This window comes from Streptomyces sp. NPDC017246, assembly GCF_044331325.1.
In the GTDB taxonomy this organism is placed as follows: domain Bacteria; phylum Actinomycetota; class Actinomycetes; order Streptomycetales; family Streptomycetaceae; genus Streptomyces.
Window position 1 is genome coordinate 955429 of the sequence record NZ_JBIRMW010000001.1, and the last position, 16143, is coordinate 971571.

The 16143-nt window shown below is 72.4% G+C and carries 9 protein-coding genes; 5 read left to right on the forward strand and 4 right to left on the reverse strand.

Going from position 1 to position 16143, the window contains the following annotated elements; all coding sequences use genetic code 11:
• Window positions 1-129: 129 nt before the first annotated feature.
• From ACH4MY_RS04345 to ACH4MY_RS04355, 3 genes are all read left to right on the forward strand, one after another.
• The gene (locus ACH4MY_RS04345; protein WP_397997218.1) at window positions 130-966 is read left to right on the forward strand and encodes an FAD binding domain-containing protein; all 837 of its coding nucleotides are present in this window, start codon (window positions 130-132) and stop codon (window positions 964-966) included.
• Window positions 963-3752, forward strand: coding sequence for a molybdopterin-dependent oxidoreductase (locus tag ACH4MY_RS04350; RefSeq protein ID WP_397997221.1), 2790 nt, complete (start codon window positions 963-965; stop codon window positions 3750-3752). The genes ACH4MY_RS04345 and ACH4MY_RS04350 overlap by 4 nt, the downstream gene beginning before the upstream one ends.
• Before the next feature lie 160 nt (window positions 3753-3912).
• Window positions 3913-4392, forward strand: coding sequence for a molybdopterin-dependent oxidoreductase (locus ACH4MY_RS04355; protein WP_397997224.1), 480 nt, complete (start codon window positions 3913-3915; stop codon window positions 4390-4392).
• A gap of 29 nt (window positions 4393-4421) precedes the next feature.
• Here ACH4MY_RS04355 and ACH4MY_RS04360 read toward each other — a convergent pair whose 3' ends face one another.
• Together ACH4MY_RS04360 and ACH4MY_RS04365 are read right to left on the reverse strand one after the other, a co-directional pair.
• Window positions 4422-7163: an ATP-binding cassette domain-containing protein gene (locus tag ACH4MY_RS04360; protein ID WP_397997226.1), complete on the reverse strand. Its 2742-nt coding sequence runs from the start codon at window positions 7161-7163 to the stop codon at window positions 4422-4424.
• Window positions 7164-7248: 85 nt separating this feature from the next.
• Window positions 7249-8301 (reverse strand): substrate-binding domain-containing protein, encoded by a 1053-nt coding sequence (locus ACH4MY_RS04365; RefSeq protein ID WP_397997229.1) that lies wholly within the window; start codon window positions 8299-8301, stop codon window positions 7249-7251.
• 345 nt (window positions 8302-8646) lie between these two features.
• On the opposite strand from ACH4MY_RS04365, the gene ACH4MY_RS04370 reads away from it, so the two are divergent.
• Window positions 8647-10401 carry a beta-galactosidase family protein gene (locus ACH4MY_RS04370; protein ID WP_397997232.1) on the forward strand — a complete coding sequence of 585 codons (1755 nt, stop codon included), beginning with the start codon at window positions 8647-8649 and terminating at the stop codon, window positions 10399-10401.
• Between the two features lie 17 nt (window positions 10402-10418).
• Here ACH4MY_RS04370 and ACH4MY_RS04375 read toward each other — a convergent pair whose 3' ends face one another.
• Entirely contained in the window at window positions 10419-12848 is a 2430-nt protein-coding gene (locus tag ACH4MY_RS04375) for an RICIN domain-containing protein (RefSeq protein ID WP_397997235.1), read from the reverse strand.
• 205 nt (window positions 12849-13053) lie between these two features.
• Complete coding sequence (locus ACH4MY_RS04380; protein WP_397997238.1) at window positions 13054-14493, reverse strand: RICIN domain-containing protein; 1440 nt, start codon at window positions 14491-14493, stop codon at window positions 13054-13056.
• Between the two features lie 647 nt (window positions 14494-15140).
• Between ACH4MY_RS04380 and ACH4MY_RS04385 the strand changes: the two genes are divergently transcribed.
• Window positions 15141-16136 carry a LacI family DNA-binding transcriptional regulator gene (locus tag ACH4MY_RS04385; RefSeq protein WP_397997427.1) on the forward strand — a complete coding sequence of 332 codons (996 nt, stop codon included), beginning with the start codon at window positions 15141-15143 and terminating at the stop codon, window positions 16134-16136.
• The last annotated feature ends 7 nt before the right edge of the window (window positions 16137-16143 follow it).

Here is a 16143-nt window from a genome sequence, read left to right on the forward strand (position 1 = left end):
TCTCCTTGGTCGATCCTCCAGCGCACCCGCCTGCCGAGCAGGGATATTCCGGCTTCCGCACCAGTCGTCCGCCCTGCCTCCGCCGGGCTTCACTGGCCTGAATTGAAAGGTCGGGAGGCGTGGAAAGACATGGATCTGAACACGGTGGACGAGGTACGGGACGCACGGCGGCACGAGCCCTGGCGGCCCGGGGACGCCTGGCTGGGCGGCGGGACGTATCTGTTCTCCGAGCCACAGCCGCAGCTGCGCCGTCTCGTCGATCTGAGCCGGATGGGCTGGGAGCCGCTGACGCGGCGGGCGGACGGGTCCCTGGAGATCGCCGCGACCTGTACCGTCGCCCAGCTGTCCCGGTTCGGCCGGTCGTCGGCCTCCCCGGCGGCGCCGCTGTTCGAGCAGTGCTGCCGGGCCTTTCTCGCCTCGTTCAAGATCTGGAACATGGCGACCGTCGGCGGGAACCTCTGCAACGGCCTTCCGGCCGGGCCGATGATCTCGCTGACCGCCGCCCTCGACGGGGAGTGCCTGCTGCGCGCGCAGGACGGTTCGCTGCGGCGTGTGAAGGTCGTCGACTTCATCACCGGCGCCGGGCGCAAGGACCTCGCAGAGGGTGAACTCCTGCGCTCGGTCACCCTGCCGGAGCGGGCCCTGCGCTGTCGTACGGCGTTTCGGCAGGCCTCGCTGTACGATCTCGGCCACTCCGGCGCGCTGGTGACCGCGACGCTCGATCCGGTGGACGGCTCGATGGCCGTGACGATCACGGCGGCGACCGTGCGCCCCTTCCGGTTCTGGTTCCCGCTGCCGCCGGACGCCGCGCGCCTCCGGCAGGCGATCGAGTCGGCCGTCGCGGAGGACGACTGGTTCGACGACATCCACGGACTGCCCGCCTGGCGACGGCACATGGGGCTGCGCCTCGCGGAGGAGGTCCGCCGTGAACTGACCCGGCCCGACGCCCAGGCGGACCCCCGATGAACTTCCGCATCCACGTCAACGACCGGCCCTTCGAGGCCGACCCGCGGGCCGGCCAGTGCCTGCGCACCTATCTGCGCGAGCGCGGCTGGTTCGGGGTGAAGAAGGGCTGTGACGCCGGGGACTGCGGCGCCTGCACGGTCCATGTCGACGGAGAGCCGGTCCACAGCTGTCTCTATCCGGCGGTACGGGCGGACGGGCGCCGTGTCACCACCGTCGAGGGACTCGCCTCGCCGGACGGTGAACTCCACCCGGTCCAGAAGAAGTTCCTCGAAGCGCAGGGCTACCAGTGCGGCTTCTGCACGGCCGGCTTCCTCATGACCACGGCCGCCCTCGAAGCCGAGCGGGGTTCCGCGCACGACGACGGCAAGCTCGACGATCTGCCCCGCGCCTTCAAGGGCGACATCTGCCGCTGCACGGGATACCGGGCGGTCGAGGACGCCGTGCGGGGCGTGAGGCACACCGAACTCCCCTGCGCGGGCAAGGCCGTCGGCCGGAACGTCGGCGCGCCGGCCGGGCCCGACGTCGTCACGGGCCGGGCCCGCTACACCTTCGACGTCGAGGTTCCCGGGCTGCTCCACATGAAGCTGCTGCGCTCCCCGCACCCGCACGCCCGGATCGTCGCGATCGACACCTCGGCCGCACTCCGGGTGCCGGGGGTGCATGCCGTCCTCACCCATGAGGACGCCCCGGCGACCCTGTACTCCAGCGCCCGCCACGAACATCCCACCGAGGACCCCGACGACACCCGGGTCCTGGACAGCGTCGTCCGGTACGTCGGGCAGCGGGTCGCCGCCGTCGTCGCCGACAGCGAGCAGGCCGCCGAGGAGGGCTGCCGCCGGATCGAGGTGACGTACGAGCGGCTGCCGTACGTCCTGGACCCGGAGGCCGCGATGCTGCCCGGGGCCCCGGCGCTCCACGGCGACAAGGGCCCGGAGGCGCGGATCGCCCGGGCGGCGGACAACGTGGCGGGTGAGGTGCACGGCGAGATCGGGGACGTCGAGCGGGGCTTCGCGGAGGCCGCCGTCGTCTACGAGGAGACCTTCCGTACCCAGCGGGTCCAGCACGCGAGTCTCGAGACCCACGGCTGTGTCGCGTACTTCGAACCGAAGGAGGACGGTACGGGCGAGCGGCTCACCGTGCGCTCCTCGACCCAGACGCCGTTCCTGACCCGCCGGGCGCTGTGCGCGTTGTACGGGCTGCCCGAGGACGAGGTCCGGGTGGTCGCGGGGCGCGTGGGCGGTGGCTTCGGGGGCAAGCAGGAGATGCTCACCGAGGACATCGTGACGCTGGCGGCGCTGAGGCTGCGACGGCCCGTGAAGCTGGAGTACACCCGGGCCGAGCAGTTCTACGGGGCGACGACCCGCCATCCGTTCACCATCGGGATCAAGGTGGGCGCTCGCGCGGACGGGACGCTGACCGCCGTGCGGATGCGGGTGGTGTCCAACACCGGCGCGTACGGCAACCACGGTCCGGCGGTCATGTTCCACAGCGTCGGCGAGTCCTTCGCCGTCTACCGCGCCCCGCACAAGAAGGTCGACGCCTGGTCGGTGTACACCAACGCCGTCCCGGCGGGCGCGTTCCGCGGCTACGGCCTGGGCCAGGTGACCTTCGCCGTCGAGTCCGTCATGGACGAGCTGGCCCGCCGCCTCGGCATGGATCCGCTCGTGTTGCGCGAGGAGAACATCATCGGCCCCGGGGAGGCCATGCACAGCCCCATCGGCGAGGAGGAGGACCTCCACATCGCCTCGTACGGCCTCGACCAGTGCCTCGCGGTCGTCCGCACGGCGATCGCCGAGGACACCAGCGAGCAGGACGTGCCCGAGGGCTGGCTCACCGGGCAGGGGACGGCGATGGCGATGATCGCCACCGGCCCTCCCGGCGGTCACTACGCCGACGCCCGCGTCTCGCTGCTGTCCGACGGGACGTACGACGTGGCCGTGGGCACCGCCGAGTTCGGCAACGGCACCACCACCGTCCACCAGCAGATCACCGCGGGCGCCCTGCACACCACCGGGGACCGCGTCACGATCCGTCAGTCCGACACCGACGTCGTCCGCCACGACACCGGCGCCTTCGGCTCGGCGGGCACCGTCGTCGCGGGCAAGGCCGTCCTCCTCGCCGCCCGGTCGCTCGCGGAACGGCTCCGTACCCTCGCCGCCCGCCACACCGGCGTCGCCCGGCACCTGTGCGTGCTCGGCGCCGAGGCCGTCGACTGCGCCGACCGTACGGTGACCCTGAAGGAGCTGTACGAGGCGGGGCACGCGCGCGGTGCGGCGGAGGAGCTGGCGGCGGACGGGCACTGGGGCGGCTCGCCCCGGTCGGTCGCGTTCAACGCCCAGTGGTTCCGGATCGCCGTCGACCCGGGCACCGGGGAGATACGCATCCTCCGCAGCGTCCACGCGGCCGACGCGGGCAAGGTCATGAACCCCATGCGGTGCCGGGGCCAGGTCGAGGGCGGTGTCGCCCAGGCGCTCGGCGCCACCCTCTTCGAGACGGTCCGGATCGACGAGAGCGGCGAGGTCAGCACCGCGGCCTTCCGCCGCTACCGGCTCCCCCAGTACGCCGATGTGCCCAGGACGGAGGTCCACTTCACGGAGACGGCCGACGCGATCGGGCCGCTCGGCGCCAAGTCGATGAGCGAGAGCCCCTTCAACCCGGTGGGTCCCGCCTTCGCGAACGCGCTCCGCGACACGACCGGCATCCGCTTCACGGAGCTTCCCGTCACCCGGGACCGTGTGTGGCTGGCGCTGGACCGGGCCCGCGCCGCGGACGGCGGAAACCGGTGACGCCTGGGGCTTCGGACCGGAGGATGAGAACGAGCTACTCGTAGAAAGCTCACAACCGCTGCTTGAATCGTGGGATACCCCTGGCATGCACGGTTCTCCGCCCCGGCGGTCGGGTATCACTGGGCGCAGTCGCCGTACCGGCCGTCCGAAGGGGATCCCGATGAGTCGACCCAGCGCTCCGCCCGCCACCCGCACGGGTGCGTTCACGCTCTGGGGGGAGGTGGCCGAGCCGGCCCGCCTGACCGTCGCGGATCTCCGGAGGGGCTGGGAGCAGCACCGGGTCGAGGTCGTCTTCGACTGCGCCACCGCCGGGCCGCAGCACCACACCTTCGAGGGTCCGCTGCTGCGCGAGGTGCTCGGCCATGTCCGCCCGGACTTCGATCCCGCCCGGCGCAAGGAGCGTTCGCGCTTCCTGCTCGCCGTGAGCGGGGGCGACGGCCACCACACCGTGCTGTCGTGGGCGGAGATCGACGCCGACTTCGGCAACGCCCCGGTCCTCCTCGCGACCCGCATGGACGACATGGATCTCGAAGGGGCCGGCACGCAGCTCGTCGTCCCCTCCGACCGCTGCGGCGCCCGGTACGTCAGCGCCGTCACCGGTATCTGGATCGGTGGCTGTCCCGTGCCGGTGCCGGTCTGACCCCGGCCGGAGCAGGGTCGCGGCGGCGGTCAGTCGGGGAGGCCGACCGCGCGTTCGCCGTTGCGGCGCTGCTGGACGACGACGGCGACGACGAGCAGGACGCCCTGGGCGACGTTCTGCCAGAAGGAGTTGATGCCCTGGACGGTCAGGCCGTTCTCCAGACAGCCCAGGAGGGCCACGGCGAGCAGGGTTCCGCCGATGCCGCCCTTGCCGCCGCGCAGCGCGCAGCCGCCGAGGGCCGCCGCCGTGATGGCCTTGAGTTCGAGGCCCTCGCTGCCGGAGGTGGGCTGCCCGGAGCCGGTGCGGGCGGTGAGCAGGATGCCGGCGACGGCCGCGACGACGCCGATCAGGGCGTACACCGCGATGAGGTACCGGTTGATCCGGATCCCGGCGAGACGGGCGGCGGTGTCGTTGCCGCCGATGGCGTAGATGTTGCGGCCGATGTCGGTGTAGGTGAGGAGGACGTGGACGACGACGGCGACGACCGCCAGGATCCAGACCATCACCGGGAGCCCGGCGATGCTGCCCCGGCCGAGGAAGACGAACAGGTCGTCGTCGAGGACGTATCCCTGGGCGCGGCCGTCGGAGAGCAGCTGGGCCAGCCCCTTGTAGGCGGCGAGGCCGGCGAGGGTCGCGATGGTCGGGTTGACGCGGCCGTGGACGATGACGAGGCCGTTGAGGACCCCGATCAGGACACCGACGCCGATCGCCGCGGCCGCGCCGACGAGGGCGTTGGACCCGGTACCGGTGAAGACCATGGCGCTGACCACGGAGGCGACGCCGACCTGGGAGCCGACGGAGATGTCGAGTCCGCCGCAGATGACGACGACCGTCTGCACGACGGCGAGGAGGCCGGTGATGGTGGCCGCCTCCGCGATCACCCGCATGTTGGTGAGGCTGAGGAAGTTCTCGTTCAGGGTGCCGAAGAGCACGACGACGAGCACCAGGGCCCCGACGAGACCGAGGTTCTGACCGCCGACCCGGGCGAGGACCCCGCCGCGCCCGGCCGGGCGGGCGCCGTGCCCCGGGGAGTCGGCCGTCGGGCGGCGGGGATCGGTGGTGAGGGACGACATCAGGGGGCTCCAGGGGTGGGGGTGACGGACGGGAGGTCGACGGGGGTGCGCGCCGGGCCGTCGGCGGAGGGGTCCCGGGGCGTGGGAAGACGGGTGCGGCGCCGGGCCGTCGGCGGGCGGGTGTCCCGGGGCGTGGGAAGACGGGTGCGCCGGGTTGTCGGCGGGCGGGTGCGTCAGGTCGTCGGCCATGGCGAGGGCGAGCACGGCTTCCTCGGTGGCCTCGGCATGGTCGAGTTCGCCGGTGACCCGGCCTCCCTGCATGACCACCAACCGGTCGGCGAGACCGAGGAGTTCGGGCAGCTCGGAGGAGATCACGAGGACCGCGACGCCCTCGGCGGCCAGGCCCGCGACGATCTGGTAGATCTCGGCCTTCGCGCCGACGTCGATGCCCCGGGTCGGCTCGTCGAGGATGAGGACCTTGGGCTTCCGGGCGAGCCAGCGCGCGAGGACCACTTTCTGCTGGTTGCCGCCGGAGAGGGTGCGGACCTCCTGCTCCACGGAGGGGGTACGGACCCGTAGTCGGGTGACGTACTCCCCGGCGAGTTCCCGCTCGGCGCCCCGGCGTACGAAGCGGAAGCGGCGGATGCGGTCGAGGACGACGAGCGCGGTGTTGTCACGGATCGACCGGTGCAGGAAGAGGGCCTGCGCCTTGCGCTCCTCGGGGGCGAGCCCGAGTCCGGCACGGATGGCCTCCCTGGGGCGCCCGCCCCGGAGCCGTACACCGTCCACCGTGACCGTGCCGTGCCGGACCGGCCGGTCCCCGGCGAGCGCGAGGGCGAGTTCGGAACGGCCGGCGCCGACGAGGCCGGCGAGGCCGACGACCTCCCCGGCCCGGACCTGGAGGGTGATGCCGCGCACGTCGTCGGTGGTGAGGCCCTGGACGTCGAGGACGACCTCACCGGGCCGCTCCCGTTCCCGTACGAACACCGTCGAGAGATCGCGGCCGACCATCAGCCGGACCAGGGCGCGTTCGTCGGTCTCGGAGGCCTCCACCACGCCCGCCGGGCTGCCGTCCCTGAGCACCGCGATCCGGTCGGCGAGCCGGAAGATCTCCCGCATCCGGTGGGAGACGTAGACGACGGCGATGCCGTCGGCGCGGAGCCGCCCGATCAGGCCGAACAGCGCGTCGACCTCGTGCTCCGAGAGCGAGGACGTCGGCTCGTCGAAGGCGATCAGACGCGGTGGTACGTCCCCGGTCAACGCCCGCAATATCTCAACGAGTTGGCGCTGGGCAGGGGTGAGCTGCGCGCCGAGGAGGCGGGGGTCGAGGACCTCGGAGAAGCCGAGGTCCTCCAGGTCCGCCGCGACCCTGCGGACGAGTTCGCGGCGGTCGAGGAACCGCCCCCGCCGACGGGGCAGCGCTCCGGCCCAGACGTTCTCGGCGACGGTGACGTGCGGGATGATCTCGGGTTCCTGCGGGATGACGCGGACCCCGGCGGCGCGGGCGGCCGCCGGCGAGTCGAAGGTGACGGCGCGCCCTTCGAGGAGGACCCGCCCCTCGTCGGGGGTGTGGTCGCCGGTGAGGATCCTGAGCAGCGTCGACTTGCCCGCCCCGTTCTCCCCCATCAGGGCCGTCACCTGGCCCGCGGGGAAGTCGAGGGTGACGCCGCCGAGCGCCCGGACGCCGCCGAAGCGCTTGACGATGCCGTCGACGGCGAGCACCGGCGGGGCGGGGGACGGACTGCGTGCGGGAGTCATAGGGGGACCTCGCTGGTCGGGGGTACGGGAGTGGAAGGGCTGGGCGAAGAGGCCGGGGCGACGAAGGTGGGGCGGAGGAGGGCGGTCAGCCGCAGGTGAGGCCCGAGGACTTCCATGTGGCGGCGTCGACCATGGTGGTGGGGGCGAAGCCCTCGGCCGGGAACTCCTTGCCGCTCTTGAGCTTGTCGTACATGGTCTGGACGGCGAGGGCCCCGACGTCCTTGCCGTTGATGAAGAGCGCGGCCTTCATGCCGCCGGGCTTCCCGGAGCCCCACTCCTTGCAGGCGAGGTAGGCGCCGAGACCGACACCGATGACCCGGTCGGGGCCGAGGCCCGCGTTGGTCAGGGCGGTGACGCCGCCTGCGACGTTCTCGTCGTTGCAGCCCCACACGATCCAGTTCTTCACACCGGGGTTGGCGGTCAGCGTGGCGGCGACCTTGTCCTGGGCGCCGGTGGGCGTGTTGTCGGTGGCGACGTCGATGGCCTCGACCCCGGGTGCGGCGGCGTCGAAGGCGGTCCGCGCGGCCTTCACGCGGTCGCCGCAGACCGTGACGTCCTGCTTCCAGGCGGAGATGATCCTGGTCTCGGACGCCTTCCAGCCCGCCTTGGCGTACTCGGCCGCCGCCCGCTTGCCGACCTCGCCGCCCATCTGGGCCCCGCTGAAGCCGATCCGGGGCACGAGGTCGGCCTTGGCGCAGGCCGCCGGGTCGGGGCCGGTGGCGCAGATCTGGTCGTCGGAGGTCAGGAGGGCGACCTTGCCGTCCCGGGCGGTGCGGACGACCTGGGGTCCGACGGCCGGGTCGGGGACGACGACGATCACGCCGTCGGCGTTCTGGGCGATGGCGGCCTGGACCTCGCTGACGGTCTTGTTGGCGTCGTTGCCGAGGTTGACGACCTTCAGGTCGATGCCGAGTTCATCGGCCTTGGCCTTGGCTCCGGCGGCCTCGCCGACGAAGTACTCCTGGTCTCCCTGCTTCTGAAGGTACGTCAGGGAGATCTTGCCCGTCTTGGGGCCGGCGGCCGCGTCGTCGGGGGAGCCGGTGGAGTCCGTCTTGCCGGACGAGCAGGCGGTGGTGAGCCCCAGGCCGAGGAGGAGGCCGGTGGCCATGAGGGCACGGGTGCGGGAGGTTCGGAACATCTGCGGGATCTCCTTGATGCCGGCCGCGCACGGGGGGCGGGCCGGCCCGACGCGGGACGGAAGGGTGGCGCGGAGGGGAATCGGATGGTGCGGCAGCGGGGGCGCGGGGCGGCGGGAGGCCGACGAGGGGTGCGATCAGCGGTCGCTAAACACCCAAAACTCAACACGTTCAAACGTGATGCGACACATAAGACCGTCCGCACGCCCCGCCGTCAAGAGCTGGACCCGAAATTCGCACTGCGGCCACGGGAGCACGGCAAGGGCTTGCCAGGAGAGTATGTTTACGTAAACATACTCCTAGCAGCGATGCCCGCACCGCACCCCGAGCACAGGAGCCGCCACCCCATGCCCGTTCTCCAGACAGACAAGGCCGGTTTCCTGCTCGACGGCCGTCCCTTCCGGCTCCTGTCCGGCGGGCTGCACTACTTCCGGGTCCACCCCGACCAGTGGGCGGACCGGCTGCGGAAGGCCCGGCTCATGGGTCTCAACACCGTCGAGACCTACGTCCCCTGGAACCTCCACCAGCCACGCCCCGACACCTTCCGCCTGGACGGCGGGCTCGACCTGCCGCGGTTCCTCGAACTGGCCGCCGCCGAGGGGCTGTACGTCCTGCTCCGGCCCGGCCCGTACATCTGCGCCGAGTGGGAGGGCGGCGGCCTCCCGTCCTGGCTGCTCGCCGAACCGGACATACGGCTGCGCACCCGCGACCCCCGCTTCCTGTCGGCCGTCGACGACTACCTCGATCGCCTGCTGACCCCGCTCCGCCCGTACCTCGCCTCGCAGGGCGGGCCCGTCCTCGCCGTACAGGTGGAGAACGAGTACGGGGCGTACGGCGACGACACCGCCTATCTGGAGCACCTCGCCGACTCCCTGCGCCGCTGCGGGGTCGACGTCCCCCTCTTCACCTGCGACCAGCCGGCGGACCTGGAACGCGGCGCGCTGCCCGGGGTCCTCGCCACGGCCAACTTCGGCAGCCGCTCGGCCCACCAGCTGGCCGCCCTGCGGGTCCGGCGGCCCGAGGGGCCGCTGATGACGACGGAGTTCTGGATCGGCTGGTTCGACCGCTGGGGCGCGCACCATGTCGTCAGGGACCCGGACACGGCCGCCCAGGAGCTGGACGAGCTCCTCGCCACCGGCGCCTCGGTCAACTTCTACATGTTCCACGGCGGCACCAACTTCGGCTTCACCAACGGCGCCAACGACAAGGGCACCTACCGCCCCACCGTCACCTCGTACGACTACGACTCGCCGCTCGACGAGGCCGGTGACCCGACGGCGAAGTACACGGCCTTCCGCGAGGTCATCGCCAGGTACGCGGCCGTGCCGAGCGAGCCCGTACCGGCTCCCGGGCCCAAACTCGCCCTGCCCGCTTTCGCGTTGACCGAGAGCGCCGAGCTGCTGCCGCACGCCGCCGCGCTCGCCGCGGCGACCGTGGAGTCGCGCCGACCGCTCACGATGGAGGAGCTGGAGCAGGACTTCGGCTTCGTCCACTACGAGACCGTCCTGCCCGTCAGGGGCCCCGCGCTCCTGGAGATCGAGCAGGTCCGCGACCGGGCGCAGGTGTTCGTCGACGGACAGCCCGTGGGTGTCCTGGAGCGCGAGCAGCACGAGCACGCGCTGTCCTTCACGGTCCCCCGGGCGGGCAGTGTCCTCACCGTCCTCGTCGAGAACCAGGGGCGGGTGAACTACGGCCAGGGCATCCACGACCGCAAGGGGCTCCTCGGGAAGGTCCTCCTCGACGGCGTCGAGCTCGCGGGCTGGACCAATCGCCCGCTGCCCCTGCCCGGCCCGGACGGCATCCCCTTCGCGCCCACCACGACGACACCCGTCGGACCGGCCTTCCACCGGGGCCTGTTCGACGTGGCGGACCCGGCCGACACCTTCCTCCACCTCGACGGCTGGACCAAGGGCAACGCCTGGATCAACGGCTTCCCGCTCGGACGCCACTGGTCCCGCGGCCCCCAGCGCTCCCTGTACGTCCCGGCTCCGGTGCTGCGCCCCGGCACGAACGAACTCGTCGTCCTGGAGCTGCACGCCGCCCACCGGGCGCGCACCGTCGCCTTCCGCGCGACGCCGGACCTCGGTCCGACGGAGGAGTAGGAGCTCCCGCATCACTCTCAGCCGAAGCGCAGCTGCTGGTTCGTCCCGCCGTCGCAGGTGAACTGGCGCAGGGCGACTCCGTCGGCGGTCGAAGACCCGGCCACCTCAAGGCACTTGGCACTGTGCCGGGCGACGAGGGTGACATGGCCCGCGCCGACCGCCCGTACCGCCCACTCCTGGTTCCGGCCGCCGTTGCAGGCGTACTGGAACACCTGGGCGCCGTCGGCGGCAGAGGCGCCGCTGACGTCCAGGCACTTGCCGCTGTGCCGGGCGACCACACTCACGTAACCGGTCGCGGTGGGGCGGAGCGACCACTGCTGGTTCGTTCCCCCGTTGCACCCGTACTGCACGACGGAGGCGCCGTCGGCCGTCGAAGCACCCACCACGTCCAGACACTTGGAGCTGTGGCGGAACACCGGCGCCTTCCAGGCTGCGGACGCGGCCGGGCGGAAGGTCCAGGACTGGTTGGCCCCGGTGGTCGGCCGGTAGACGCCCGCCTCCGCACCGTCGTGCGTCGCCGCGCCGAAGACGTCCAGGAGGAGCCCGGAGGCGCTGTTGACGAGCGTGGCGTGGCCGTCGCCCGTGGTCGAGCGCATCCATCGCTGTTCGGCGCCGGTCCCGGGCGCCGCGAAGCCGAGCGCCCCGGCCGTGACCGCGAGCGCCTTGCCCGTACGGACGTTGGTCACGCGGTACGCGGCCGTGCTGCCCCAGTCGCTCGCCGCGAGCTTGGTGAACGTCCACTGCTGGGAGGTGTCCGCCGGGTTCGAGGTGCGCTGCACCGGGCTGTCCTTCCCGGCCGCGGTGGTGACGGCGAGGGCCATCCCGCTGTGGTCGTTGAGGATCTGCCAGGCCGCGCCGACCGGCGCGCTCGTGGCGGCGGTGTTCACCCCGGTGACGCCCGGGAGGACGAAGGTGGTGACGGAGCCGGCGCCGACGGTGGCCTTCAGCGTCCTCCCCGCCGTGGTGAGATCCGTGCCGCGCAGGACGTCCCGGGTGGCGTCGGTGGTGTACCGCTCGACGGTGCCGCCGACGGTCGCGAAGCCGTCGAGGTCGAGGGTGAGTTCGCGTGCGCCGCCGCTCCGGTTGGTGTGCACGAGGACGAGACCCTGGCCGCCGGGGCGGACCGCCGCGAGGGTGTCGGGGTCGTCGGTGGCGAGGACCCGGGCGCCCGGCCTGACGAAGCGGCTGTACTGGGCCATGACCCCGTACTTCTTGTTCTTCCGCAGCGGTTCGGTGGCCGCGTCGGCGGGGGTGAAGTCGGTCTGGATGAGGCCCCAGTTGGCGTTCTCGTGCTCCGGCGTCATGTTCTCGTAGTCCTCGACGGCCTGCCACAGGACCCAGGCCCGGGGCTCCAGCTCCCGGATGTCGTCGTTGATCCGGCCGGCCAGATCGAGCCCCGGGCTCATGTCGGTGAAGCTCTGCGGCACGCTGCCGCCGAGGTCCACCTCCGACATCCACAGCGGGGTGGCCTCGCCCTTGGCGATGTCGCGGACACCGGTGCGCCCGCTCGTGCCGTACGTGTGGGTGTTGACGCGTCCGACGCTGTCGCGGACGGCGGGCGCGTACTGCTCCCAGTTCGCGCGGGCCGTCGAGGGGTTCGTCTCGTCCATGGCGGCGATCGGGGTGCCGATGCCCCGGGCGTCGAGGCCGGCGCGCAGGGTGGTGATCATCCGGGCCTGGGAGGCGGGGTCCCAGTGGGAGCCCTCCTGCCGTCCGCCCGCCCGCCAGTAGGCGGTGTTGGGCTCGTTGACCGGGGAGATCGAGTCGAAGGTGACGCCGGAGCCCTGTTCGGCCCGGCGGAGCGAGCCGGCGAGATAGGCGGCGAACCGCTCGTACTGGTCGGAGCGGAGGTTGTCCTGACCGGCGTCGACCGCGCCGGAGACGAGACCGCTGCGGGTCATGAAGTACGGGGCGGAGTTGGAGAAGGCCTCGAAGGTGTCGGCGCCGCGGGCCTTGGCGGCGGAGAGCCACCAGCGCTGGTTGGCGTCGGCCTGGGCGTTCCAGTGGGCCGGGTTGTCCGGGTCCCACCAGTCGGGGGACTCGGCTCCCGGCCGGTTCCAGTACCCGGGCACGGCGCCGCCGGGGCGCATGTAGGGGGCGGTCTCGGGGCTGTCGCCGCCGCCGATGTTGTAGCGGGCGACGGTGAAGCCGAGCCCGTCCGCGCCGTAGAGGGCGTCGGCGAGGGCGTTGCGCCGCTCGTCCGGCCAGCCGCCGGTGACGTTCGCGAACCAGGCGAGGGCGGTCCCCCACCCTTCGAAGGCCGGCTGCTGGTAGCTGGGGTCGGGACGGACGGTCAGCGCCTCGGCCTCGGCGCCGACCGCCGTGGGCGCGGAGGCCGCCGGGGTGGCGGCGAGGGTGGGCAGGACGAGCGCGGAGACGACGGCGAGGGCGCGGAGCCGGGTTCGGCGACGGAGCCCGGGTGCCTGGCGAACGTGTGGGGACAGCACGTGCTCACTCCCTGGTGGGTGCGGGTGCGGGTGAGGAGGGGAGGGGAGGGGCGGGTGGACGGTCGGGCCCGGGCCCGGGGGCACGGGCCCGACCACAGGGAACGGTGCTCGGACCGTTCCCGGCTGCGGGGGCTGCGGGGGCTCGGGCCACCCCCAACCGCGAGGGGGCGCGTCTCTCGGACCGCCCCGGCCACGGAGGGCGGTGTCAGACCGCCGTGCGGCTCCACTGCTGGTTGGTGCCGCTGTTGCAGGTCCACTGGACCAGCGCGGTGCCGTCGGCGGTGGACGTGTTGGTGACGTCGAGGCACTTGCCGCTGTGGACGGCGACGAGCTGGACGCCCGCACCCGCGGCGACCGTGCGCCACCGCTGCCCGGTGCTTCCGTCGCAGCCGTACTGCGCGACCGCGGCGCCGTCGGCGGTCGAACCGCCGCTCACGGCGAGGCACTTGCCGCTGTACCGGGCGACGATCTGCACCTGGCCGTTGCCGAGGCTTCGGAGCCAGAACTGCTGGTTGACACTGTTCGTGCCGCAGCTCCACTGGATCACGGCGCCGCCGTCGGCGGTGGACCGGTCGGCGACGTCGGCGCACTTGCCGCTGTGCGCGGCGGTGAGGGTCTCCCAGCTGCCGAGGCCCTTCACCGTACCGGCCGCCGTGTCCACGGTGATCTGGGGGAAGTAGTCCATGGCCATGGTGGTCTTGGTGGGGAAGCGGAGCGGCAGCCACACGTACTGCGAGTCGTTGACGTTGCCGCCGATGGAGTTGCCCCAGCGGTCGCCGAGGTAGAGGTACGAGGTGCCGGAGGTGCCCTGGACGGGGAGGACGTACGCGGTCTGGGAGCCGTACGTGGTCCCGTCGCCGATGTCCCGCAGCCCGCTCCAGGTACCGGTGACGCTGGTCGCGGTGCCGTACTTCTGCTGGTTGGGGGACCAGCCGGTGGCGCCGGAGGTGAGCAGGAAGTAGACGCCGTTGCGCTTGAAGAGGGCGGGGGCCTCGCGCCACTGGCCGGACCAGAGCTTCTGCACCTGGGAGGCGATGCCGGTGTAGTCGGCGGTCAGCCGGTAGATGTGGAGGTCGGCGTTCTCGTTGGCGGCGGAGATCATGTAGCCGGCGCCGTCGGTGTCGACGAAGGTCGTGATGTCACGGGACATGTGGCCGAGCGGGCGGAAGCTGCCGAGCCAGGTGTAGTCGCCGTCGACGGTGGAGGAGACGGCCACCGCGGCCCGCGCCTCGCCGTAGTCCGTGGCGTTCTCCTTGTGCATCCACATCACGAACTGCCCGGTGGCCGCGTTGTACATGACCTTGGGGCGCTCGATGTTGGCCGATGCCAGCTCGGGGTCGGTGCTCTGGGTGAGGACGTGGTGGCGGAACTCCCACGTCTTCAGGTCGGTGGAGCGGTAGGCGGAGACGTAACGGAAGGTGTTGTCGGCGTTCCGGTTCTCGCCGAACCAGTAGTAGTACGAGCCGGCCTTGACGACTCCGCCGCCGTGGGCGTGCACGGGGTTGCCCGCCGGGTCGGTGAACTGCGTGGCGTTGGTGACGGTCACCGTGGCGGCGTGGGCCGTACCGAGGGAGCCGAGAAGGGAGAGGAGGACGGCACAGAGCGCGGTGAGCGCCGTGAGCGTCTTCGAGGGAGTGCGTCGCATGATCGCGTACCTCGTGGCTGGGGGAAGGGAAGGTGGGCGGGCGGGGCCGGACGCACCGGGGTGCGGGGAGCCGGCCGGGTGGGCGGGCGCACGCCGATGGGGCGTGTGCGGTGGGGCGTGTGCGGTGGGGCGTGCGGTGGGGCACGTGCAGTGGGGCGTGTGCCGTGGGGGCCGTGCGGTGGGGCGTGGGCGCCGGCAGGGCTGAGGTGAGGCCCTGCGGTGGAGAGACCGAAGTGAGGCCTGTGCGTTGGAGAGACCGAGCCGGGGCACGTGGGGTGGGGAGACTGCGGTGGGGAGTGCGGTGCGGCACGTGCTCTCGGGCACGTGCTCGGTGGCGGGCGTGCCGGAGGGTGTCCCGGCGCCCCCGGTCGCACGATGACCGCCGTGTGACGCGGAGATGTCGCCCCTCCATGTTCGCGTTAACACGAGCGCTTCGGGGGAGAGTCTGGGAGGGGCGAATCGGACTGTCAAGGAATCGGACGACATCCGCCGAGGGTTTGACCCTCTCTCATGTTTGCGTCAACATGCACGCAGTACGGTTGCTCGCGCGCGGGCGGCCCTTCAGTTCCCTGCGGAAGGTCGCGTGCGTGGTGACGGACAAGAAGACGAGGTCGCCGCGGGCGCGGCCGGCCCGGCAATGGCCCTCCATGGCGGACGTCGCCACGATGGCGGGCGTCTCCTCGCAGACCGTGTCCCGTGTGGCGAACAACCGGGAGAACGTCGACGCGAGCACCCGCGAGAAGGTGCTCTCCGCCATGCAGGTCCTGGGCTACCGCCCCAACACCGCGGCCCGGGCCCTGGTCACCGGCCGGTTCGGCGCCCTCGGCGTGGTCAGCTTCGACGTCGGCGCGCACGGCAACGCCCGTACCCTCGCCGCGATCGCCGACGCCGCCCGCGAGGCCGACTTCTCCGTGAACTTCATGGGGGTACGGGCACAGACCGAGGCCGCGGTCCGGCGGGCATTCCAGCATCTGATGCTGCAGTCCGTCGACGGCATCGTGCTCGTCGAGTCGCAGATGCTCGACACCCCCTCCCTCCATCTCCCGCCGTCGATGCCGGTGGTCGTCGCCGACGGCGACACCGGCCACCGCTACCCCAACGTCGACTTCGACCAGGCGCACGGCGCGCACAGCGTGGTGAGCCACCTCCTCGGGCTCGGGCACCGGACGGTCTGGCACCTGGCCGGGCCCCGCGACTCGTTCGCGGCGCGACGGCGCGCCGAGTCCTGGCACCGGACCCTGGCCGCCGCGGGCGCGCCCGTCCCTCCGGTGCTGTACGGGGACTGGTCGGCGGAGTCCGGCTACCGGGCGGGCCTCGGCATCGCCCGCCGGCGGGAGGCGACCGCCGTCTTCGCCGCCAACGACCAGATGGCGCTGGGGATGCTGCGGGCCCTGCGCGAGTCGGGGCGCGACGTGCCGGGGGACATCAGCGTGGCGGGATTCGACGACATCGCCGAGGCCGCCTACCTCCATCCGCCCCTGACGACGGTGCACCAGGACTTCGAGGTGGTCGGCAGACACTGCGTGGCGCTGCTGCTCGACCAGATCGAGGGGCGTACGGACGGCCCCCGCCGCAAGGCGGTGGAACCCGTCCTGGTGGTCCGGTCGAGCACGGGCCCGCCACCACCGGGGACTTCGGCCTGATCCCCCG